The organism is Variovorax sp. VaC1 (assembly GCF_043658315.1).
In the GTDB taxonomy this organism is placed as follows: domain Bacteria; phylum Pseudomonadota; class Gammaproteobacteria; order Burkholderiales; family Burkholderiaceae_C; genus Variovorax.
In genome coordinates, this window is record NZ_JBIGLT010000001.1 from 343,475 (window position 1) to 364,530 (window position 21,056).

Sequence of the window (21,056 nt, forward strand, 5' to 3'; positions counted from 1 at the left end):
CTATACCGAATGGCCATCAGCCGCTTTTCGGTTTTCCCCGAGAAAGCACCGCCTATTGAGCCTCCGGGCTCAATAAAACGGCCTCTCCCTGCAATAACGCGTGATCCGCCGTTTGGTTTATTGCACACCAAAAAAAAATATAAAAGCAATCCCCGCGCCACTTTTTGAGAAGGCGCTTGCGCGTGTTGGCGTGGGAAAGAAGCGTGGGCGCCGGTCGGCGTGTTCCGCATGGGTGCGAGAAGCACCTTCTGTGTGCTTGAAGCCGGCTCCGTGGCCGGTGGCGCGCACCATTTCGATGAGGCCGACGCCTCGGGTCGGCGTGAAGCAGCCGGAGGTCGATGTGAAGTCTGCGGCCAGGAGTTGCGTGCTTGGCGCTATGTGGCAGACGAAGAAATGGCGCGACCCCCACATTGCAACTGGACGAGCGTGGGGGCGAGGCCCTTGAACGGGCGTTGCACTTCCTTGGTGCGCGTTAGCGCAGCGATTTCCTGCGGCTCATCGCCGCAGGAGTAGGCCAGTTCTTCAGCTGAAGAACTCTTTCGCCTTGTCGAACCAGCCCTTGTCGGTCGGGCTGTGCTTGTCGCCACCCTTCTTGAGCGATTCGTCGAGCTCCTTCAGCACCTTGCGCTGGTGCTCGGTGAGCTTCACCGGCGTCTCGACGCGCACGTGGCAGTACAGGTCGCCCGGGTAGCTCGAGTTCACGCCCTTGATGCCCTTGCCGCGCAGCCGGAACTGCTTGCCACTCTGCGTGCCTTCGGGAATGTCGATGGCTGCAGCGCCCTTGAGCGTCGGCACGTTGATCTCGCCGCCGAGCGCCGCCGTCGTCATGCTGACGGGCACCACGCAGTGCAGGTTGTCCCCGTCGCGTTCGAAGATGTCGTGCTTCTTGAGCCGCACTTCGATGTACAGGTCGCCCGGAGGGCCGCCGTTGACACCCGGCTCGCCGTTGCCGGTGACGCGCATGCGCTGGCCGTCGTCGATGCCCGCGCGGATCTTCACTTCGAGCGTCTTGTTGCGCTTGATCTTGCCCTGGCCGTGGCATGCGGTGCAGGGCTCGGGAATGATCTTGCCGCTGCCGTGGCAGGTGGGGCAGGTCTGCTGCACGCTGAAGAAGCCCTGGCGCATCTGCACGGCACCGGCGCCGTGGCAGGTCGTGCAGGTGATGGGCTTGGTGCCCGGCTTGGCGCCCGAGCCGTGGCAGGTCTCGCACTCGTCCCAGGTGGGGATGCGGATCTCGGTGGTCTTGCCCTCGGCGGCTTCTTCCAGCGTGATCTCCATGGCGTAGCTCAGGTCGCTGCCGCGGAACACCTGGCGGCCGCTGCTGGTGCGGCCGCGGCCGCCACCACCGAACACGTCGCCGAAGATGTCGCCGAAAGCCTCGGCGAAACCGCCGAAGCCTTCCGCACCCGGACCGCCGCGCATGTTGGGGTCGACGCCTGCGTGGCCGTACTGGTCATAGGCCGCACGCTTCTGGCCGTCCGACAGCATTTCGTAGGCTTCCTTCACCTCCTTGAACTTGGCCTCGGCCTCCTTCGAGGTGTCGCCGTGGTTGCGGTCGGGGTGGTGCTTCATCGCGAGCTTGCGATAAGCCTTCTTGATTTCTTCCTCGCTCGCGTTCTTGGGGACGCCGAGGGTTTCGTAATAGTCGCGTTTGGTGGCCATGGCAGGTCGATCGGGAGATCAGGGGAGCAGCGGGAACTCGGGTGACTTGAAGCGAGAAAGGCTGGAGCACCCCTTGAGGTGATCCAGCCTTGCTCAAGGGACTGAAGATCAGCCCTTCTTGACTTCCTTGACTTCGGCGTCGACCACGTTGTCGTCGGCCTGTGCACTGGCGGAAGCTTCAGCGCCACCCGGGCCGCTGGCGGCCGAAGCGCCGGCTGCAGCCTGCGATTCGGCATACATCTTCTCGCCGAGCTTCTGGCTTGCGGTCATCAGCGTGTTGGTCTTTTCCTCGATCGCGGCCTTGTCTTCGCCCTTGAGGACTTCTTCCAGGTCCTTGATCGCGGTTTCGATCGCGTCCTTTTCGGCGGCTTCGAGGCTGGCGCCATGCTCGCCCAGCGACTTCTTCACGCTGTGCACCATCGCTTCGCCCTGGTTGCGGGCTTGCACGATTTCAAGCTTCTTCTTGTCGTCGGCTGCGTTGATCTCGGCGTCCTTCACCATCTTCTGGATCTCGTCTTCGGAGAGGCCGGAGTTCGCCTTGATGGTGATCTTGTTTTCCTTGCCGGTGCCCTTGTCCTTCGCGCCGACGTGCAGGATGCCGTTGGCGTCGATGTCGAAGCTCACTTCGATCTGCGGCGTGCCGCGTGCTGCCGGCGGAATGCCTTCGAGGTTGAACTCGCCGAGCGCCTTGTTGCCCGAAGCGATGTCGCGCTCGCCCTGGAACACCTTGATCGTCACGGCCGGCTGGTTGTCTTCGGCGGTCGAGAAGGTCTGTGCGAACTTCGTCGGGATCGTGGTGTTCTTGGCGATCATCTTGGTCATGACGCCGCCCATGGTCTCGATGCCGAGCGACAGCGGCGTCACGTCGAGCAGCAGCACGTCCTTGCGGTCGCCCGAGAGCACTTGCCCTTGAATGGCGGCGCCGACAGCCACGGCTTCGTCGGGGTTCACGTCCTTGCGCGGTTCCTTGCCGAAGAATGCCTTCACCTTTTCCTGCACCTTGGGCATGCGGGTCATGCCGCCGACCAGGATCACGTCGTTGATGTCGCTCACGCTGATGCCGGCGTCCTTGATGGCCAGGCGGCAGGGCGCGATGGTGCGCTCGACCAACTCGTCGACCAGGCTTTCCAGCTTGGCGCGGGTGAGCTTGATGTTCAGGTGCTTCGGACCCGAGGCATCGGCCGTGATGTAGGGCAGGTTGATGTCGGTCTGCGCGCTGTTCGACAGTTCGATCTTGGCCTTTTCAGCGGCTTCCTTCAGGCGCTGCAGGGCCAGCACGTCCTTGCTCAGGTCGACGCCTTGTTCCTTTTTGAACTCGGCAATGATGTAGTCGATGATGCGCTGGTCGAAGTCTTCGCCGCCCAGGAAGGTGTCGCCGTTGGTCGACAGCACTTCGAACTGCTTCTCGCCGTCGACGTCCGCGATTTCGATGATCGACACGTCGAAGGTGCCGCCGCCCAGGTCATACACGGCGATCTTGCGATCGGCCTTGTCCTGCTTGTCCAGGCCGAAGGCGAGGGCAGCTGCGGTGGGCTCGTTGATGATGCGCTTGACGTCCAGGCCGGCGATGCGGCCGGCGTCCTTGGTGGCCTGGCGCTGTGCGTCGTTGAAGTAGGCCGGCACCGTGATCACGGCTTCGGTCACGGTTTCGCCGAGGTAGTCTTCGGCGGTCTTCTTCATCTTGCGCAGGATGTCGGCGCTGACCTGTTGCGGGGCCATCTTCTTGCCGCGCACTTCGACCCATGCGTCGCCGTTGTCGGCCTTGGTGATGGTGTAGGGCATCAGGTCGATGTCCTTCTGCACTTCCTTTTCCTCGAACTTGCGGCCGATCAGGCGCTTGATCGCATACAGCGTGTTCTTGGGGTTCGTGACGGCCTGGCGCTTGGCCGAGGCACCGACGAGGACTTCACCGTCTTCCTGGTACGCGACGATCGACGGCGTGGTGCGCGCACCTTCCGAGTTCTCGATCACACGCGTGGTGTTGCCTTCCATGATCGACACGCACGAGTTGGTGGTGCCGAGGTCGATGCCGATGATCTTTGCCATGTTCTTTACTCCTGAAAGCCTGAAAAATATGTTGTTATGAACTTGTGGATAACCCAGCGCGATTCAAGGGATGAAGCGGGGATTTCCTGTGGGAATCTTGTGTGCCGATGCGAGCCGGTTACTTCGGTGCGCTGACCGTGACCAGCGCCGGGCGCAGCACGCGGTCGTTGATGGTGTAGCCCTTCTGGAGCACCGTCACCACGGTGTTCGGTTCCTGGTCGGCGGGCACCACCGAGATGGCCTGGTGCTGGTGCGGGTCGAACTTGGTGCCGGGGGCCGGAGCCACTTCGATCACCTTGTTGCGTTCGAGCGCGCTCTTGAGCTGGCGCAACGTGGCTTCGGCGCCTTCGCGGATCTGCTCGGGCGTGGCGTCCTTGATGGCCAGGCCGGCTTCGAGGCTGTCGGTCACCGGCAGCAGGCTCTCGGCAAACGCTTCGACAGCGAATTTGCGGGCCTTGGTGATCTCGTCGTCGGCGCGGCGGCGGGCGTTCTGCACGTCGGCCTGGGCACGCAGGTACTGGTCGGCCAGTTCGGCGTTCTTGGTCTGAAGGGCAGCGAGTTCGCCTTGGGCTTGGGCCAGGGCGGCGACGGCATCGGCTTCGTTGGCGGCTTGCGCGGCCTCCAGTTCTTCGGGGCTGGGCTCGCCTTGCAGCATTTGCGAATTCTGTGCGGATTGTTGCGGGTCAGACATTTTTCAAAGAACCGGCGTGATGCCGGAAAACAAACGATAGCCAGCCACATGGGGCTGTCCAAAGGCATTTCAAGCGAAAAAATGCGGCCGAAAGGGCCGCAGGAGGGCCAAAAACCGATGTTTTCAGCCAGAGGCACCGCGAAACCGGCTTTGCCGGGCTGCTGGTGCAGCCCCCGTGCGCGACACGATGTGCGCCGCAGCCTGGGGGCGAGCCTGGATCAGTGCGCGTCGAGCAGCTCGACGTCGAACTTCAGCGTGGCGTTCGGCGGGATCACGCCGCCGGCGCCGCGGGCGCCATAGCCCAGCGATGCGGGAATGATCAGCGTGCGCTGGCCGCCGATCTTCATGCCGGCCACGCCTTCGTCCCAGCCCTTGATGACCTGGCCGGCGCCCAGCGAGAAAGCGAAGGGGTCGTTGCGGTCGCGGCTCGAATCGAACTTGGCGCCTTGCACGCCATCGTTGTAGAGCCAGCCGGTGTAGTGCACGTGCACGTGCTGGCCAGCCTTGGCTTCGGCGCCGGTGCCGACGGTGGTGTCTTCGTACTGCAGGCCGGAGGGGGTGGTAGGCATCTTGAAACGCTCCTTGCGTCGATGTGAGAAGAATGGATCGAAGGCGCGGAGTTTACCGAGGCCGGGCGGGGCGGCCTGCCGGTGGTCAGCTGGTGCTGGTGTCGTCGGTGGGCGGCGCGGCGGGAACCGCAGGCGTCGGCACTGCGGCGGCAGGTGCGGGCGTCGGGGCAGCAGCAGCGGGCGCGGTGGTTGGCGCAGCGGCAGGAGCTGCCGCCTTCTTGGCCTGGCCCAGCTGCCACTTGCCGGCAAAGGCCTGCAGGTCGGACAGCCGCTTGAGCAGGTCCTGCCCGCTGAGCGTGAGGCAGTAGCCGTCGCTGCCATGGCTCACGATGCCGGCTTCGCGAAGCTCCTTGATGCGGGTGTTGAGCGTGTTGGGAGTGATGCCGCCCACGCTGTCCTGCAGCAGCCGGAAGGTTTGGGCGTGGCCGTCGCGCAGGGCCCAGAGCACACGGAGCGCATAACGGGCCTCGAGCAGTGCGAGCAACTGGCTGACCGCTGCGTTTTCCTTGGTACTCATCGACATCATCTCCTCGAAGCTGGGCGGGCCAGCGGCCTTGTGAACAGGGCCGATGTCGCGCGCTCTTGTGTTTGGTTATGGACCGCCTTGCTGGCCGGCGACTATAGCGCAAGGATCAGGATGCTACTAGTTTTATAGCTGTAGGGTCACGCTGGATGCGGGTTGTGAGACAAAGCCTCACAAATTCGCGTAATTTGCCATGGCTTCGCCCAGGCGGATCGCACGGGTGGGCGACCAGTCCGGGTTGAAAGCCAGCGCGGGCGCCGGGAACAGCATGACGACCGTGGAGCCCAGCAAGAAACGGCCCATCTCCTCGCCCTTGCGGATGTCGATCTGCTGGTCGTCGTAGCGCCACTCGCGCAGTTCACCCACGCGCGGCGGATTGACCACGCCGTGCCACACCGTGGCCATGCTGCCGACGATGGTGGCGCCCACCAGCACCAGCACGAACGGGCCACGCGCCGATTCAAAGACGCACACCACGCGCTCGTTGCGCGCGAACAGGCCTGGCACGCCGCGCGCCGTGGTCGGGTTGACCGAGAACAGGTCGCCCGGCACGTGGATCATGCGCACCAGCCGCCCGTCGCAGGGCATGTGGATGCGGTGGTAGTCCTTGGGGCTCAGGTACAGCGTGGCGAAGCTGCCGTGCGCGAACTTCGCGGCCAACGCGGCGTCGCCGCCGACCAGCGCCGTGGTCGTGTAGTTGTGGCCCTTGGCCTGGAAGATCTGGTCGCCCTTGATGGCGCCGAACTGGCTGATCGCACCGTCCACGGGGCAGATGAGGTCGGCTTGCGCGAGCGGCCGCGCATCGGGCTTCAGCGCGCGCGTGAAGAACTGGTTGAAGCTCTTGTAGTAGGTGATGTCCGATTCGAGCGCCTCGCCCATGTTCACGCTGTACTTGGCCACGAAGCGCCGGATGATCCACGTCGTGACGGCCCCCCGTTCCTTGCCCGCGACCCAGCCGGCGAAATTGGTCAGTGCCTGTTTCGGAAACAGATATTGGGGCAGTACGGCAGAGCGGTCGGACACGTGGGGAGAGCCTGGAATTCGGAATGGAGGGGCATTCTATAAAGGGCTCTTCATGCGGGGCGTAGGAAGCTTCCCTTGGTTTGGGGCCACCGGCACGCGGTGCGGCGGCCGGCGGCGCAATCCCGCCGGCCGCGCCCGAAAACAAAAAAGCTACTCGGCCTTGATGCCCGCGGCCTTGATGACCTGCGCCCACTTGTCCACTTCGGCCTTCTGGAACGCCGCGATCTGCGCGGTCGACAGGTCCGTGGGCTCCATGCCGAAGCCCTTCAGCTTGTCCTGCATCTCCGGCGTCGCGAGGATCTTGCGGATCTCGGTGTGCAGCCGGTCGACGACAGGCGCCGGCGTTCCCGCGGGCACGAAGATCGCCTGCCACGACACCACCTCGAAATCCTGCAGCCCCGGCACGCCCGACTCGGCCACCGTCGGCACGTCCGGCATCGAGGCGAGCCGCTTGGCCGATGTGACTGCGATGGCGCGCAGCTTGCCGCTCTGGATGTGCGGCCCGGCCACCACCGTGGTGTCGAACATCATGTCCACCTGCCCGCCGATCACGTCCTGGATGGCCGGGCCGCTCCCCTTGTACGGAATGTGCGTGAACTTCACGCCCGACCTGTAGGCCAGCAACTCCAGCGCCAGATGCTGCGAGGTCCCCGTGCCGGCCGAGGCCGACGACAGCCCACCCGACCTGGCCTTGCTCGCGGCCATCACGTCCTTCAAGGTCTTGTAGGGGCTGGCCTGGTTCACCACCAGCACCACCGGGTTGGTGCCGATCAGCGTGACCGGCGCGAACGACTTGATCGGGTCGTAGCCGATCTTCGGGTATAGGCTCACGTTGATCGCGTGCGAGCTGATCGTGCCGCCGACCAGCGTGAACCCGTCGGGCGCCGCGCGTGCGCCCACCTCCGAGCCCACGCTGCCGCCCGCGCCGCCCTTGTTGTCGATGATCACGGTTGTGCCCAGCGCGGTGCCGAGCTTCTGCCCGATCAGCCGGCCCAGCACGTCGGTGGTGCCGCCCGCGGGAAAGGGCACGAGGTACGTGATGGTCTTGCCCGTCGGCCAGTTGTTGCTGCTCTGCGCGAATGCCGGAAGGCCGGTAGCAAGCGAAGAGGCGAGGGCGGTGCGGATCAGTGTGCGGCGTTGCATGGTCTTGTCTCTTTCATCGCCATGCGGCTCAGGGCTTGATGCCGAGCTTGTTGATCAGCGCTTTGAAGTACTCGTTGTCCTTGGCCAGCGTTTCCTTGAAGGCGGCGCCGTCGGTGTAGGCGTAGCCCAGGTTCTGCTTGTCCATCACTTCGCGCAGCAGCGGCTCTTTCGCGGTCTTGGCGGCGATGTCGCGCAGCTTGGCCATCACGTCGGGCGGCGTGTTTTTCGGCGCGCCGAGGCCGCGCCATGTGCCGATCGAGATGTCGATGCCGCGCTCCCTGGCGGTGGGCACCTTGTCGAAGGCGGCCAGGCGCTTGTCGGCCATCACCATCAGCATCTTGAGCTTGCCGGCCTGCACATAGGTCGACACCTCCGCAGGGCTCACGGCCACCGCGTCGACGTGGCCGCCGAGCAGCGCCAGCACGGCCGGGCCCGCGCCCTGGAACGGGATGTGGTTGAACTTCGCGCCCGTCTTGTCTTCCAGCGCCGAGGCGGCCAGGTGCCAGATCGAGCCGGTGCCCGAATTGCCCACGCCCATCTCGCCCGGCTTCTTCTTGGCAGCCGCCAGGAACTCTTCGATCGTGTTGTAGGGCGAGTCGGCCTTCACCGTGATGGCGGCCGGGTCGGCGTTGAGCTGCGCGATCGGCTGGAAGTCGTCGTAGTTGAACTTGGCCAGCCCCAGGTGCGGCAGCGTCAGCAGCTCGACCGTGAGCACCGCCAGCTTGTAGCCATCGGGCCGCGAATGGATCACCTCGTTCCAGCCGATGGCGCCGCCCGCGCCGGGGCGGTTCACGATGACGATGCTCTCCGACATGTGCTTGCGGCTCGCGTCGGCAAAGGCACGGGCCAGCGCGTCGGTGCCGCCGCCGGGCTGGTAGGGCACGATCAGCTCGACCGTGTGGTTCGGGTAGTCGTTGCCGGCGGCTTGCGCGGCGGGCGCCGCGGCACCGAATACGAGGCAGGCCGCGCCCGAGAGGGCCGCGAGCTTGCGCAGAAATTTCGTCGTCATCTGTCTTGTCTCCGTTATTGGTCTTGGGTTGCAGAAAAGAAAAAGCGATGGAACTCAGGGCATGTACTGCCCTCCGTTCACTTCGATCACCTGCCCCGTGACATAGCCCGAGAGCTCTTCCGAGGCGAGATACAGAAAGGCACCAACGCATTCCTCGGACGTGCCGATGCGCCCCATCGGAATGCTGGCGCGGAAGTTCTCCAGCATCGCGGGCGTCGAGAAGCGGTCTTGAAAGGGCGTCTGGATCACGCCCGGCGCCACCGCGTTGACGCGGATGCGGTCGCCCACCAGTTCCTTCGCCAGGCCGTGCGTCGCGGTGCTCACGAAACCCTTCGAGCCCGCGTACAGGTACGCGGCCGGCCCACCGCCGGTGCGCGCCGCAACCGAGGTCACGTTGATGATGTTGCCGCCGCCCTGCGCGCGCATCAGCGGCACGACCTCGCGGCAATAGGCGAGCACCGAGCGCGCGTTGATGTGCATCACTTCGTCGAACAGTGCATCGTCGAATTCGGCGATGGGCACGCGCTTGACCAGGCTGCCGGCGTTGTTGACCAGCACGTCGATGCGACCGAACTCCGCCACCGTCTGCTTCACGCAGTCGCGGATCGCGGCGGTGTCGCGCACATCGGCCTTGACCGCGAAGGCCGTGCCGCCGGTTGCGCGAATGGTGGCGACCACCTGGTTCGCCGCATCGGCCGAGCTGTTGTAGTGCACCGCCACGCGCATGCCGCGCGCTGCGAACGCGATGGCCACCGCGGCGCCGATGCCGGTGCTGGCGCCGGTGACGAGCGCGGTCTTGCCCTTGAGGTCTTCCATGATGATGAGCTCCGTATGAAGGTGTTCAGGTGACAGGCGCGGGGTTGAACAGCACCAGCGCGTTGTGCAGCTTCCAGTGCTCGGCCCAGGTCTTCTTGCGGCCGCTGGCCACATCGAGCATCAGGCGGAACAGCTCCCAGCCCACGTCCTCGATGCTGGCTTCGCCATCGGCGATGCGGCCCGCGTTCACGTCCATCAGGTCGTGCCAGCGGCGCGCGAGGTCGCTGCGCGTGGCCACCTTGATGACCGGCACTTCGGCCAGCCCGTAAGGCGTGCCCCGGCCAGTCGTGAACACGTGCAGGTTGATGCCGGCCGCCAGCTGCAGCGTGCCGCAGATGAAATCGCTGGCCGGCGTGGCGGCGTAGATCAGGCCCTTCTGCGTGGCTTTCTCGCCCGGCGCCAGCACGCCCGTGATCGGCGCCGAGCCCGACTTGACGATGGAGCCCATCGCCTTCTCGACGATGTTCGAGAGCCCGCCTTTCTTGTTGCCCGGCGTGGTGTTGGCGCTGCGGTCGACGCGGCCCTTCTGCAGGTAGGCGTCGTACCAGGCCATCTCGCGGATCATGGCCTCGGCCACTTCGGGCGAGGACGCGCGCGAGGTGAGCTGGTCGATGCCGTCGCGCACCTCGGTCACTTCCGAGAACATCACGGTGGCGCCCGCGCGCACCAGCAGGTCGGTGCAAAAGCCCACGGCGGGGTTGGCGGTGACGCCCGAAAAGGCGTCGCTTCCGCCGCACTGCACGCCCACCACCAGCTCGCTGGCAGGCACGGTCTCGCGGCGGCGGGCGTTCAGGCGCGCCAGATGGGTTTCGGCCTGCCGCATCACCGAGTCGATCATCGACAGGAAGCCGATGTGTTCGTCGTCCTGCAGGCAGACCACGTCGAGCGCCGCATCGCCATCGGCTTCGCCGCGCTTGTCGGCAATGGGAATGCTCCCCGGCGGCAGCAGCCGCTCGGGCTGCAGCTTCTCGCAGCCCAGGCTCACCACCATCACCTCGCCGCCGAAGTTCGGATTGAGGCTGATGTTGCGCAGCGTGCGGATCGGCACGATGGCGTCGGGCGCATCGATGGCCACGCCGCAGCCGTACCCGTGCGCGAGCGCTACCACATCGTCGACGTTCGGGTATTTCGGCAGCAGCTCGGCCTTGATGCGCTGCACCGCGAAGTCGATCACGCCGGCCACGCACTGCACCGTCTCGGTGATGGCGAGGATGTTGCGCGAACCCACCGAGCCGTCGGCGTTGCGGTAGCCCTCGAAGGTGTAGCCCTCCAGCGGCGGCAGGGCAGGGGGCTTGACGGTCGCGATGGGCAGGCCGTCCAGCTCGGGTGCCACCGGCATGCGCATCACGCGCTCGTGCACCCAGCTGCCGCGCGGCAGCGCCTTCTGCGCGTAGCCGATCACCACGTTGTAGCGGACGATCGCCTCGCCTTCGGCCAGGTCGGTCAGCGCCACCTTGTGGCCCTGCGGCACGTTGTCCACCAGCACGAGGCCGTCGGTGAACGTGGCACCGGCCTTCAGGCCGCCATCGTTCGCGACGATGGCGACGTTGTCGTTGACATGGATGCGGATGTAGAGCGGCGAGGCTCCGGCGGCGGCGTTGCTCATCGTGAGGGCCTTTGTTGCTTACAGCACCTTGTGGCCGGTCAGCATCGTGGGCAGCCATGTGGAGAAGGCCGGCACGTAGGTCACCAGGGTGATGGCGATGAAGATCGCCAGATAGTAGGGCCAGGCCGTTTTCGTTGCCTCCCCGATGGATATCTTGCCGATCGCGCAGCCGATGAACTGCACCGTGCCCACCGGCGGGTGCACGAGGCCCAGTGCGCAGTTCAGCAGCAGCATCATCCCGAACTGCACCGGGCCCACGCCCATCTGGATCGCCAGCGGCAAGAACAGCGGCGTGGTGATCAGGATGTGCGCCGCCATGTCCAGGAAGATGCCCAGGAAGATCTGGATGATGTTGATGTACAGCAGCATCAGCCAGGGGCTCGAGGTTGCGGCCAGCAGCACCGTCTCGATGGCGTCAGGAATCTCCAGGTAGGCCATCTGGTAGCGCAGCATGTTCGACACGCCGATCAGCAGCAGGATCACGCCCGTGGTCTTCGAGGCCTTGGCCAGCGACTTGAAGAGCTTTTCGCGCGTCATCGTGCGGTAGGCCACCACGGTGAGCAACAACGAGTACGTCACCGCGATGGCCGCCGCCTCGGTGGCTGTTGCCACGCCCTGCATCACGCACACCAAAATGATCACGATCACCAGCAGCCCGGGAATCGCTGCCAGGAAGGTCTTGGACACCGTGCCCCAGCCCGGGAAGCGCTCGACCATCGTGCTGCCGTCGGTGCGCTTGGGGTAGCCGTGCTTGGCGGCCTGCCAGTAGGCGGCCACCAGCATGCACACCATGATCCAGAACACCGGGATCAGCCCCGCGAACATCAGGTCGCCGATGGACACGCCCTTGATGATGTGCCCGTCGATGGTGCCCACCGCGGCCTGCGCGGCGAAGGCATAGATGATCATGTTGTGCGAGGTCGGCATCAGCGCGCCCGAGAGCGACGCGTGCGTCGTCACGTTCACCGCATAGGCCGCGCTGTAGCCCTCGCGCTTCATGATCGGGATCATCACGCCACCCATGGCCGAGGTGTCGGCCACCGGCGAGCCCGAGACACCGCCGAAGAGCGTGGAGGCCACCACGTTGGCCAGCCCCAGGCCGCCCTTCCAGTGGCCGACCAGGCTGCGCGCGAAGGCGACGATCTTGTCGGCGATGCCGCCATGCAGCATCAGCTCGCCCGAGAAGATGAAGAACGGAATGGCCAGGAACGAGAACACGTTCATGCCCGACACCATCATCTGGATGGCGGTCTCGAACGGCAGGCCTTCGTACGCGAAGGTCGCCAGGCAGCTCAGCCCGATGGCAAAGGCCACCGGCATGCCGAGCAGCAGGAAGAGCACGAAGCTCAGCGACAGCACTGTCAATGCCATGATGGAACGACCTTCAGGCCGGTGAATTGAGCAGCCAGGTGCTCGAGAGAAAAGAGGGTGATCAGCACCCCCGCGAAGAGAACGGGCACGTAGCGCACGGCTTCGGAAATCCCCAGCGTGGGAATCGTCGATTCGCGCGTCGAGACAGCCATCTCGGCGCCGCCCGCGAACAGCGCAATGGCGAAGCCGATGGTCAGCACATAGACCAGCGCCTTGCACCAGAACTGCGCCTTCTCGGGCAGCGCCTTGACCAGCGAATCGAGGCCGATGTGCCCTGCGTCGCGCACGCCGGCGGAGGCGCCGAACATGGCGACCGAGATCACCAGCAGCAGCGCGACCTGCTCGACATACGGCGGGGCGTCGTTGAAGACGTAGCGCAGCACCACGCCGTAGACGACGACCGCGAGCAGGCCGACAAGGCATGCGCACGCGATGTACATCGCCCAGCGGGACAGCCGCGCGTTCAGGTGGGTCAGCAAGTGCATGGGGGTTTCCTGTCTTGCTCCTTCCCCCTTCGGGGGAAGGTTGGGATGGAGGCTGCGCCCAATGAGCGCCATTCAGTGGCCAAAGCCGCCGTGCCCCCACCCCAACCCTCCCCCGGAAGGGGAGGGCGCAAGACCGTGGGCCTCATTTGGTGTTGACGATTTCCTGCACCAGCGCCTTCTGCTCCGGCGTGGTCGCGAACTTGTCCCACACCGGCTTCTCGACATCGACGAAGCCCTTGCGGTCGATCTCGGAGGCCGCGACGATCTTGGCGCCGCCCTTGATGACGGCCGCCTTGGCGTCCTTCTCGCGCGGCTCCCACAGCTTCACGTAGTAGGGCACGGAGTCTTTGGCGGCCTTGCGGATCGCGGCCTGCTCTTCCTTGGTGAGCGTGTCCCAGATCTTCTTGGAGAACACCAGCACTTCGGGCGTCATGACGTGCATGGTCTCGGAGTAGACCGGTGCGGCCTCGAAGTGCTTGGCCTCTTCGTACGAGGGGTAGTTGTTCTCGGCGGCGTCCACCAGGCCGGTCTTCAGGCCCGTGTAGACCTCGGCGATGGGCATGGGTGTGGGCGATGCACCCGTGGCGCTCACCAGGCTCACCATCAGGTCGGAAGGCTGCACGCGGATCTTCAGGCCCTTCATGTCGGCCACCGACTTGATCGGCTTCTTGGCGTACACCGAACGCGCGCCGCTTTCGTACATGCACAGGCCGATGAAGCCGGCCTTCTCGAAGGCGGCCAGCACCTTGTCGCCAGCCGGGCCGTACATCGCCTTGCGGAAATGCTCGATGTCGCGGAACAGGAAGGGCAGCGACGGAATGACCGACTCCGGCACGATGCCGTGGAACGACGCACTGCTCACGCGGACCATGTCGAGCGCGCCGATCTTCACCTGTTCGACCGTGTCCTTTTCGGAGCCCAGCGAGCTGTCGGCAAAGATCTTGATGTTGTCCTTGCCGCCCGTGGCCTTCGACAACTCATCGCCCATGAACTTCACCGCCTGGTTGGTCGGGAAGTCCTTGGCGTGCACCTCGGCGGAACGGAAGGTCCGCGCCATGGTGACGTTGCTTGCCGTGAGGGCGATCAGGCCGATCGCGATCAGGCCCGACAGCTTCTTCATTTGTAGTGATTTCATTTTTGATGGCTCCTCGGTGGATGAAAAGAAAACGCAGCGGATGAATCGATGAACGGGGTCAGATGCCGAAAGCGGGCTCCGCAATGCCCTGCACGCCGGGCCGCAGCGCGAACACGCCGCCGGCCAGTGGTTGGTCCGACAGGTCGATGCCGCCGGGTCGGATGGAGGTGACAAAAAGGGTGTCGAGGCCCGCGCCGCCGAAGGCGCACATCGCGGGCTTCTTCACCGGCACTTCGAGCGAGCGGTCGAGCCGGCCGTCGGGCGTGAAGCGGTGCACCAGGCCGGCGTCGTTGCCGCAGATCCAGTAGCAGCCGTCGACGTCCATTGCCGCGCCATCGGGGCGGCCGGGCAGGGGCTTCATGTCGACGAACAGGCGGCGGTTGCTCGGCGTGCCGCTGTCGGTGTCGTAGTCGAAGGCCCAGATGGCCTGCACCGTGGGGTGCGAATCGGAGAGGTACATCGTGCGGCCGTCGGGGCTGAAGGCCAGGCCGTTGGGCACGATGAAATCGTCGAGTCGCTGGGTGGCCTTGCTGTCGCCCTTGCCGTAGCTGTAGACGCGGCCGACGCGTGCGCCCGCTGCCATGTCGAGCAGCATCGTGCCGGCCCAGAAGCGGCCCTGGCGGTCGCAGCGGCCATCGTTGAAGCGCATGGCCGGGGCCGCGTGTTCGACCGGCGCCAACGGTGTGGCGGCCAGCGTGCCGTCGGCTTGCGGCTTCAGCGAGAAGAGGCCGCTTTCCATGCCGGCGATCCATTCGCCGGCCACGTCGGCGCGCGGCGCGATGCAGGCGATCATTTCGTTCGTCGTCCACTTCGCATGGCCTTCGCCCGCGTGCCATCGGTTCAGCGTGCGCGCCGGAATGTCGACCCAGTAGAGCGCCTGCTCGCCCGCATGCCACACCGGGCTTTCGCCGGTGCCGTTGCGCGCGTCGAGGACGAGTTCAGCGCGCATCGCCGAACGGGCCCTGTGCGGTGAAGGCGCCGCCCTGGTAGATGGCGTTCGGGTCGGTCGGCGCGACGGGTGGCTGTGCCTCGACCTTGTCGCGGAACACCTCCGAGCTGTCTTGCGGCACGAAGCCCAGATGCGCGGCCGCGCTGTTGTTCCACCACACGTCGCGGTTGTTCGACATGCCGTAGACCACCGTGTGCTTAACGTCGGGCGTGAACAGCGATTTCTCGATCAGCGTGGTCAGGTCGCGGTAGCTCAGCCAGGTGCTCATCATCCGGCGGTTGGCCGGTTCGGGGAACGACGAGCCGATGCGGATGCTCACCGTCTCGATGCCCCAGCGGTCGAAGTAGAACTGCGCCACGTCTTCGCCGAAAGACTTCGACAGGCCGTAGTAGCCGTCGGGCCGGCGCGCGGCGTGCGCGTCGATGTGCTCGCTCTGCTTGTAGAAGCCGATCACGTGGTTCGAGCTGGCGAACACCACGCGCTTGACGCCATGGCGGCGCGCGGCTTCGTAGATGTGGAACACGCCCTTGATGTTGGCTTCGAGGATTTCCTCGAACGGCCGCTCGACCGACACGCCGCCCAGGTGCACGATGGCGTCGCAGCCGTTCACCAGCGCATCGACCGCCGCCTTGTCCGACAGGTCGCAGGGCACGACCTCTTCGTGCGCGTCGGTGGCCGGGGCCAGCGATGCGATGTCCGAGAGCCGCAGCACGTCGGCATACGGCTTGAGCCGCTCGCGCAGCACCTTGCCCAGGCCGCCGGCCGCGCCGGTCAGCAGCAGGCGATGAAGTTTGTTCTTGTCTTGCATCGTTCTTGTCCGTTCACAGCTTGGTGATGCGCTCGGGCAGGTCGCGGCCGTGGTACTTCTTGTAGATGGCGTTGAGCTTGCCGTTCTTCTGGTTCGTCACGACCCAGTTGTTGACCCATTCCTTGAGCTTGGGCTGCTCCTTGTTCAGCGCGATGCCCAGGTCGAAATCTTTCTGCGCGAACTTCAGCTCCAGGTTCTTGGCCGGTGCCTGCTTGACCATCTCGCTCAGGTTCGACGGCGTGCTGGAGAACAGGTCGATCTGGCCGGTGACCATCGAGGTGATGAGCGTGGCGTCGTCTTCGTAGCGCACGATCTCGGCGCCCTTGGCCTGCTGCGTGGTGAGCGTGTCGTTCACCGTGGCGCGCGTCAGGCCGATGCGCTTGCCGTTCAGGTCGGCGTAGTCGGTCACCTTGATGCTCTTGGGACCGCCCACGATGATGCTGATGACGGCGTAGGGCACCGAGAAGTCGACCACCTTCTCGCGCTCGGGCGTGATGGACAGGTCGGCGATCACGAGGTCGGCGCGCTGGGCCTGCAGCGTGGGCACGCGCGCGGCGTTGGTGATCGACACGATCTCCAGCTTCACGCCCAGGTCTTTCGCGAGCTGCGTGGCGGTGTCCACGTCGGAGCCGGTGGGCTGCAGGTTGGCATCGGCAAAGCTGAAGAGCGGCGTGCCCATGGCGATGGCCACGCGCACCTTGCCGGCCTTCTTGATGTCGTCGAGCTGGTCGGCCATGGCGGCCTGCGCAGCGCCGGCCACGAGGGCCAGCGCGATGCATGTGCGGGTGAAGGTGGTGCCGAGTTTCATGAATATCTCCTGGTGTTGTCTGGTGTGGGAGCGAATGAATTGACCCGGGCTGCCTGCTTACAGCCCGTTGTTCAGGAAGGCGCGCAGCTCCTGCGTCTTGGGTGCGTCGAGCATTTCGCCGGGGCCGGTCTCCCAGACGGTGCCCTGGTGCATGTAGATGATTCGGTCGGCCACGCGCTTGGCGAAGGCCATCTCGTGCGTGACGAGCAGCATGGTCATGCCGCCGGCGGCAAGGTCTTCCATCACGCGCAGCACTTCGCCGGTGAGCTGTGGGTCGAGCGCGGAGGTGACCTCGTCGAACAGCATCACCTTGGGCGACATCGCGAGCGAGCGTGCGATGGCCACGCGCTGCTGTTGGCCGCCGGAGAGTTGCTCGGGGTAGGCGCCGGCCTTTTCCTTCAGGCCCACCTGGTCGAGCACACGCAGGGCAACGTCGTGCGCTTCGCCGCGCGACTGCTTCTTCACGTGGCGCAGCGCCAGCATGATGTTCTCCTGCACCGTGAGGTGGGGGAACAGGTTGTAGCTCTGGAACACGATGCCCACTTCGAGCCGCAGCTGCTTCAGGTCGACGCCGGGGCTGTCGACGCGGATGCCGCAGACCTCGATGGTGCCCTTGTCGATCACCTCGAGCCGGTCGATGCAGCGCAGCGCTGTGCTCTTGCCCGAGCCGCTGGCGCCGATGATGGCGATCATCTCGCCCTTGGCGACCTCGAACGAGACGCCCTTCAGGACCTGGTTGGCCCCGAAGCTCTTGTAGACGTGATCCAACTTAACGATTGGCGACATTGAGCTTCTTCTCCATCGCTTCGCTCCAGCGCGACAGCGGATAGCACAGGGCGAAATAGAAAGCGCCGACCAGGAAGAAAACCAGGAAGGGCTGGAAGATGGTGTTGTTGATGATCTGGCCGGCGCGCGTGAGCTCGACGAAGCCGATCACCGAGGCCAGCGAGGTCATCTTGATGATCTGCACCAGGAAGCCGACCGTGGGCGGCAGCGACAGGCGCACGGCCTGCGGAATGATCACGAGGCGCAGCGTCTGCCAGCGCGAGAGGGCCAGGCACTCGGAGGCCTCCCACTGCGGCTTGGGCATGGCCTCGATGCAGCCGCGCCAGATGTCGCCCAGGTAGGCGCTCACGTAAATCATCATCGCCAGCCCGGCCGCCACCAGCGAGGGCAGCGACAGGCCATACACCGACAGCCCGAAGTACACGATGAACAACAGGATCAGCAACGGAATGCCCTGGATGCATTCGATGTAGACCACCGCGAACCAGCGCAGCCACGCACGCGGCGAGATGCGCGCGAGCATCAGGCCGAAGCCGCCGACCGCACCGAGCGCGAAGGCGATGGCCGAGAGCACCAGCGTCCAGCCGATGGCCTGCACCAGGTACATCAGGTGCGTGAAGGTGAAGTGCCCCAGGCTCACGCGGCGCTCCCGTGGATCGCGACGGTGGCCGTCGAGGCCGCCGGTTGCGCCTTGCCCGCTTGCGCAGCGGCGCGCCGCACCACGCGGCGGCGACGGAACAGGTATTCGCCCAGCGCCCAGGTCACCAGCTTGATGAAGAGCGACAGCACGAGGTACAGCGCCGCGACCACGATGTAGGTTTCGAGCGAGCGGAAGGTGTCCGACTGCACGGTGTTCGCGATGGCCGTGAGTTCTTCCGCCGAGATCTGCGAGGCCATGGCCGAGGCCTGCATCATCAGGAGGAACTGGCTCGTGAGGGCGGGGTACACCTTCTCGATGGATGGCTGCAGCATCACGTGCCAGCCGATGCGCCATTTCGAAAGGCCCAGGCATTCGGCCGCCTCGATCTGCCCGCGCGGCACCGACTCGAGCCCGGCCCGAATGATCTCCGCCGCATAGGCCGCGATGTTGATGACCATTGCGAGCACGGCCGCCGCGAAGGTCGGCATGCGCACGCCGAAACTGGCCAGCCCGAAGTACAGGAGGAAGATCTGCACGAGGAAGGGCGTGTTGCGCACGATCTCGATGTAGACGGTGCAGGCGCGCGACAGCGGCTTGATCCTGCTTCGCTTGGCAAAGGCCACGAGCGTTCCGACGCAAACGCCGACGACGACCGCGAGCGCGGTCATCTTGAGCGTCAGCCATGCGCCGTTGATGAAAACGGGCCAGTACGATGCCAACGGAGCGAAGTCGAGGGAATACTTCATGTGAGTGCCGCAGAGATCGCCAATGCCCCCTGCGAGGCATGCGAAGCGGCTGCTAAGGGGTCAGAGTGATAAGTTATCTGTTGTCGTACAACTAATTGGAGATTATCATCGTGGCCATGGTTCAGTCGACTGCGGGTAATCCCTTGGTGTCAGATGAGGCGGCGGAAACGGCTGCTTCTGCCGCTCCGGCGGCGGCCGGCGCCGCCTTCGTGGGGCGCCCGCGTCCGCGTGCGCGGGGCCTGGCGCACGGGTTGGTGGAAGACCTGGGCGAGAAGATCCGCAACCAGTCGCTGCGCCCCGGCGACAAGCTGCCGACCGAGTCGGCCATCATGCAAGCCTATGGCGTGAGCCGCACCGTGGTGCGCGAGGCGCTGTCGAAGCTGCAGGCCGGCGGGCTGGTCGAGACGCTGCATGGCGTGGGCACCTTCGTGCTGCAGCCGCGGGCGGGCGGGGTGTTTCGCCTTGACCCCGGCGAGATCGCCGCCTCCGTCGATGTGCTGGCCGTGCTCGAGCTGCGCATCAGCCTGGAGACCGAATCGGCCGGGCTCGCCGCCAGCCGGCGCACCGACGAGCAGCTGGTGGCCATGCGGCAGGCGCTCGACGACTTCGAGCACAACGTGACGGTGGCCGGTGACACGGTGGCGCCCGACTTCCGTTTTCACCTGCAGATCGCGCAATCGACCGGCAACCCGTACTTCGCCGACATCATGCGGCACCTGGGTACCACGATCATTCCGCGCACGCGCATCAGCGCGATTCGCACGCACGAGGGCGGGGCGCCTTATCTGAGCCGCGTCAACCGCGAGCATGAAGAGATCTACGCGGCCATCGCGCGCCGCGACCCTGAGTCGGCGCGCGCCGCCATGCGCATCCACCTGACCAACAGCCGCGAACGCCTGCGCATGGCGCAAGAGGCGGCGCAGCAGAAGGCGAAGGCCGAAGCGGCTGCAGCGGGTACGGCTGCGGGCGCCGCTTCGTCAGACAACACCCCCTCCCGCTGAATTTTCTTGTCCGGCCTGCTGGACAAGTTGTTTCTCTAGTTGTACGATGACTGATCTCTTGTCCGGCATCCGGGCGAAGCCATGAGGCAGATCGAACAACAGGAGGCAGCAAGCATGACCCTCAACCGACGCGGCGCGCTCAGTGCCGCACTGGCCACGACGCTGGCCGCCACCTTGCCGGTGCGCGCATTCGCGCAGGGCGGCGGCGGCAACTGGCCGTCGAAGCCGCTCAGGCTCATCGTTCCGTACCCGCCGGGCGGATCGTCCGACATCATTGCGCGGTCCATCAGCCAGCCGCTGTCGGAGGCGCTGGGCCAGTCGGTGATCATCGACAACCGCGCCGGTGCCAACGGCAACCTCGGCGCCGACCTGCTGGCCAAGGCGCCGGCCGATGGCTACACGCTGATGCTGTGCGACCTCGGCGCGCTGGCCATCAGCCCGTCGCTGTACCCCAAGCTGCCTTTCGATCCGTCGAAAGATTTGCGCAGCGTGGCCATGCTGGCCTACTCGCCGCACCTGTTGGTGGTGCACCCGTCGGTGCAGGCGAGCACGCTCAAGGAACTCGTCGACCTGTCGAAGAAGAGCGACCTGAACTTTGCCGTGACCGCCAGCGGCAGCACCGCGCACCTGGCCGGCATCGAACTGCAGCGCAAGGTCGGCGCCAAGTGGGAGTACGTGCCCTACAAGGGCGGCGTGCAGGCCGTGCTCGACACCGTCTCGGGCCAGACGCAGGTGCTCATGAACGGCATGCTCGCCACCTACCCGCAGGTGCAGGCCGGCAAGCTCAAGCTGATCGCCGTGTCCAAGGCCACGCGCATGCCGCTGATCGGCAACGTGCCGACCATCGCCGAGCAAGGCGTGCCCGGCTACGAGTCGGGCACCTGGCAGGGCGTGGTCGCGGCGCGCGGCACGCCCGACGCGGTAGTCGCGCGGCTCAACCGCGAGCTGACCCGCATCATCCGCACGCCCGACATCCGGGCCCGCCTCGCGGGGCAGGGCGCCGAGGTCGTGACCATGACCGCGCCCGAGCAGGACCAGTTCTTCGCCAAGGAGCGCGTGCGCTGGGCGCAGGTGATCCAGCAAGCCAACGTTCGGCTCGACTAGTCATGCCTGCCCCCCGGCTTCTCACTCGCTTCGCTCCGTGTAGTTCGCCACCCCCCGAGGGGGAGGCGCGGCTCGCCTTGGGGCGGCCCGGCGGCAGCCGCCTTCCCGCTCCTTCAAGTTTTTTTCTCCCTCTTT

At 65.6% G+C, this 21,056-nt stretch carries 20 protein-coding genes and 1 pseudogene; 2 read left to right on the top strand and 19 right to left on the bottom strand.

What is annotated here, in order from left to right:
* Positions 1 to 522: 522 nt before the first annotated feature.
* The 19 genes and pseudogenes from dnaJ to ACGLHS_RS01770 form a co-directional block, all read right to left on the bottom strand.
* The gene (dnaJ, locus tag ACGLHS_RS01680) at positions 523 to 1,662 is read right to left on the bottom strand and encodes a molecular chaperone DnaJ (protein ID WP_093236907.1); all 1,140 of its coding nucleotides are present in this window, start codon (positions 1,660 to 1,662) and stop codon (positions 523 to 525) included.
* Between the two features lie 108 nt (positions 1,663 to 1,770).
* Positions 1,771 to 3,708 (bottom strand): molecular chaperone DnaK, encoded by a 1,938-nt coding sequence (gene dnaK, locus ACGLHS_RS01685; protein WP_394476285.1) that lies wholly within the window; start codon positions 3,706 to 3,708, stop codon positions 1,771 to 1,773.
* Between the two features lie 118 nt (positions 3,709 to 3,826).
* On the bottom strand, positions 3,827 to 4,399 hold the full coding sequence (gene grpE, locus ACGLHS_RS01690) for a nucleotide exchange factor GrpE (protein WP_093236909.1): 573 nt from the start codon (positions 4,397 to 4,399) through the stop codon (positions 3,827 to 3,829).
* A gap of 218 nt (positions 4,400 to 4,617) precedes the next feature.
* Positions 4,618 to 4,968, bottom strand: a complete 351-nt coding sequence (locus tag ACGLHS_RS01695) for an FKBP-type peptidyl-prolyl cis-trans isomerase (protein WP_394476288.1) — start codon at positions 4,966 to 4,968, stop codon at positions 4,618 to 4,620.
* A 214-nt stretch (positions 4,969 to 5,182) separates the two neighbouring features.
* Positions 5,183 to 5,485, bottom strand: a pseudogene (locus tag ACGLHS_RS01700) (winged helix-turn-helix transcriptional regulator); the annotation flags it as partial.
* Between the two features lie 177 nt (positions 5,486 to 5,662).
* Positions 5,663 to 6,514: an archaetidylserine decarboxylase gene (gene asd, locus ACGLHS_RS01705; protein WP_093236911.1), complete on the bottom strand. Its 852-nt coding sequence runs from the start codon at positions 6,512 to 6,514 to the stop codon at positions 5,663 to 5,665.
* 150 nt (positions 6,515 to 6,664) lie between these two features.
* The gene (locus ACGLHS_RS01710) at positions 6,665 to 7,657 is read right to left on the bottom strand and encodes a Bug family tripartite tricarboxylate transporter substrate binding protein (protein WP_394476291.1); all 993 of its coding nucleotides are present in this window, start codon (positions 7,655 to 7,657) and stop codon (positions 6,665 to 6,667) included.
* 28 nt (positions 7,658 to 7,685) lie between these two features.
* Positions 7,686 to 8,666: a tripartite tricarboxylate transporter substrate binding protein gene (locus tag ACGLHS_RS01715; protein ID WP_394476293.1), complete on the bottom strand. Its 981-nt coding sequence runs from the start codon at positions 8,664 to 8,666 to the stop codon at positions 7,686 to 7,688.
* A gap of 54 nt (positions 8,667 to 8,720) precedes the next feature.
* The gene (locus ACGLHS_RS01720) at positions 8,721 to 9,482 is read right to left on the bottom strand and encodes an SDR family NAD(P)-dependent oxidoreductase (RefSeq protein ID WP_394476295.1); all 762 of its coding nucleotides are present in this window, start codon (positions 9,480 to 9,482) and stop codon (positions 8,721 to 8,723) included.
* A 25-nt stretch (positions 9,483 to 9,507) separates the two neighbouring features.
* Positions 9,508 to 11,088 (bottom strand): galactarate dehydratase, encoded by a 1,581-nt coding sequence (garD, locus tag ACGLHS_RS01725; protein ID WP_394476297.1) that lies wholly within the window; start codon positions 11,086 to 11,088, stop codon positions 9,508 to 9,510.
* Positions 11,089 to 11,106: 18 nt separating this feature from the next.
* Entirely contained in the window at positions 11,107 to 12,459 is a 1,353-nt protein-coding gene (locus ACGLHS_RS01730) for a TRAP transporter large permease (protein WP_394476299.1), read from the bottom strand.
* Positions 12,450 to 12,944: a TRAP transporter small permease gene (locus ACGLHS_RS01735; RefSeq protein WP_093236917.1), complete on the bottom strand. Its 495-nt coding sequence runs from the start codon at positions 12,942 to 12,944 to the stop codon at positions 12,450 to 12,452. The genes ACGLHS_RS01730 and ACGLHS_RS01735 overlap by 10 nt, the downstream gene beginning before the upstream one ends.
* A 142-nt stretch (positions 12,945 to 13,086) precedes the next feature.
* The gene (locus ACGLHS_RS01740; RefSeq protein ID WP_394476302.1) at positions 13,087 to 14,079 is read right to left on the bottom strand and encodes a TRAP transporter substrate-binding protein; all 993 of its coding nucleotides are present in this window, start codon (positions 14,077 to 14,079) and stop codon (positions 13,087 to 13,089) included.
* Between the two features lie 58 nt (positions 14,080 to 14,137).
* Complete coding sequence (locus ACGLHS_RS01745) at positions 14,138 to 15,028, bottom strand: SMP-30/gluconolactonase/LRE family protein (protein WP_394476304.1); 891 nt, start codon at positions 15,026 to 15,028, stop codon at positions 14,138 to 14,140.
* Positions 15,018 to 15,836, bottom strand: a complete 819-nt coding sequence (locus ACGLHS_RS01750; RefSeq protein WP_394476307.1) for an NAD-dependent epimerase/dehydratase family protein — start codon at positions 15,834 to 15,836, stop codon at positions 15,018 to 15,020. Before ACGLHS_RS01750 ends, ACGLHS_RS01745 begins: the two co-directional genes overlap by 11 nt.
* Before the next feature lie 13 nt (positions 15,837 to 15,849).
* Positions 15,850 to 16,644 carry a transporter substrate-binding domain-containing protein gene (locus ACGLHS_RS01755; RefSeq protein ID WP_394476309.1) on the bottom strand — a complete coding sequence of 265 codons (795 nt, stop codon included), beginning with the start codon at positions 16,642 to 16,644 and terminating at the stop codon, positions 15,850 to 15,852.
* Positions 16,645 to 16,701: 57 nt separating this feature from the next.
* Positions 16,702 to 17,430, bottom strand: a complete 729-nt coding sequence (locus tag ACGLHS_RS01760; RefSeq protein WP_394476311.1) for an amino acid ABC transporter ATP-binding protein — start codon at positions 17,428 to 17,430, stop codon at positions 16,702 to 16,704.
* A complete protein-coding gene (locus tag ACGLHS_RS01765) occupies positions 17,414 to 18,037 on the bottom strand; it encodes an amino acid ABC transporter permease (protein WP_394478143.1) in 624 nt (207 codons plus the stop codon). The genes ACGLHS_RS01760 and ACGLHS_RS01765 overlap by 17 nt, the downstream gene beginning before the upstream one ends.
* 29 nt (positions 18,038 to 18,066) lie before the next feature.
* A complete protein-coding gene (locus ACGLHS_RS01770; protein WP_394476314.1) occupies positions 18,067 to 18,816 on the bottom strand; it encodes an amino acid ABC transporter permease in 750 nt (249 codons plus the stop codon).
* 116 nt (positions 18,817 to 18,932) lie between these two features.
* Between ACGLHS_RS01770 and ACGLHS_RS01775 the strand changes: the two genes are divergently transcribed.
* Together ACGLHS_RS01775 and ACGLHS_RS01780 are read left to right on the top strand one after the other, a co-directional pair.
* Positions 18,933 to 19,817 (top strand): FadR/GntR family transcriptional regulator, encoded by an 885-nt coding sequence (locus tag ACGLHS_RS01775; RefSeq protein ID WP_394476316.1) that lies wholly within the window; start codon positions 18,933 to 18,935, stop codon positions 19,815 to 19,817.
* Between the two features lie 114 nt (positions 19,818 to 19,931).
* Positions 19,932 to 20,921, top strand: coding sequence for a Bug family tripartite tricarboxylate transporter substrate binding protein (locus ACGLHS_RS01780; RefSeq protein WP_394476318.1), 990 nt, complete (start codon positions 19,932 to 19,934; stop codon positions 20,919 to 20,921).
* The last annotated feature ends 135 nt before the right edge of the window (positions 20,922 to 21,056 follow it).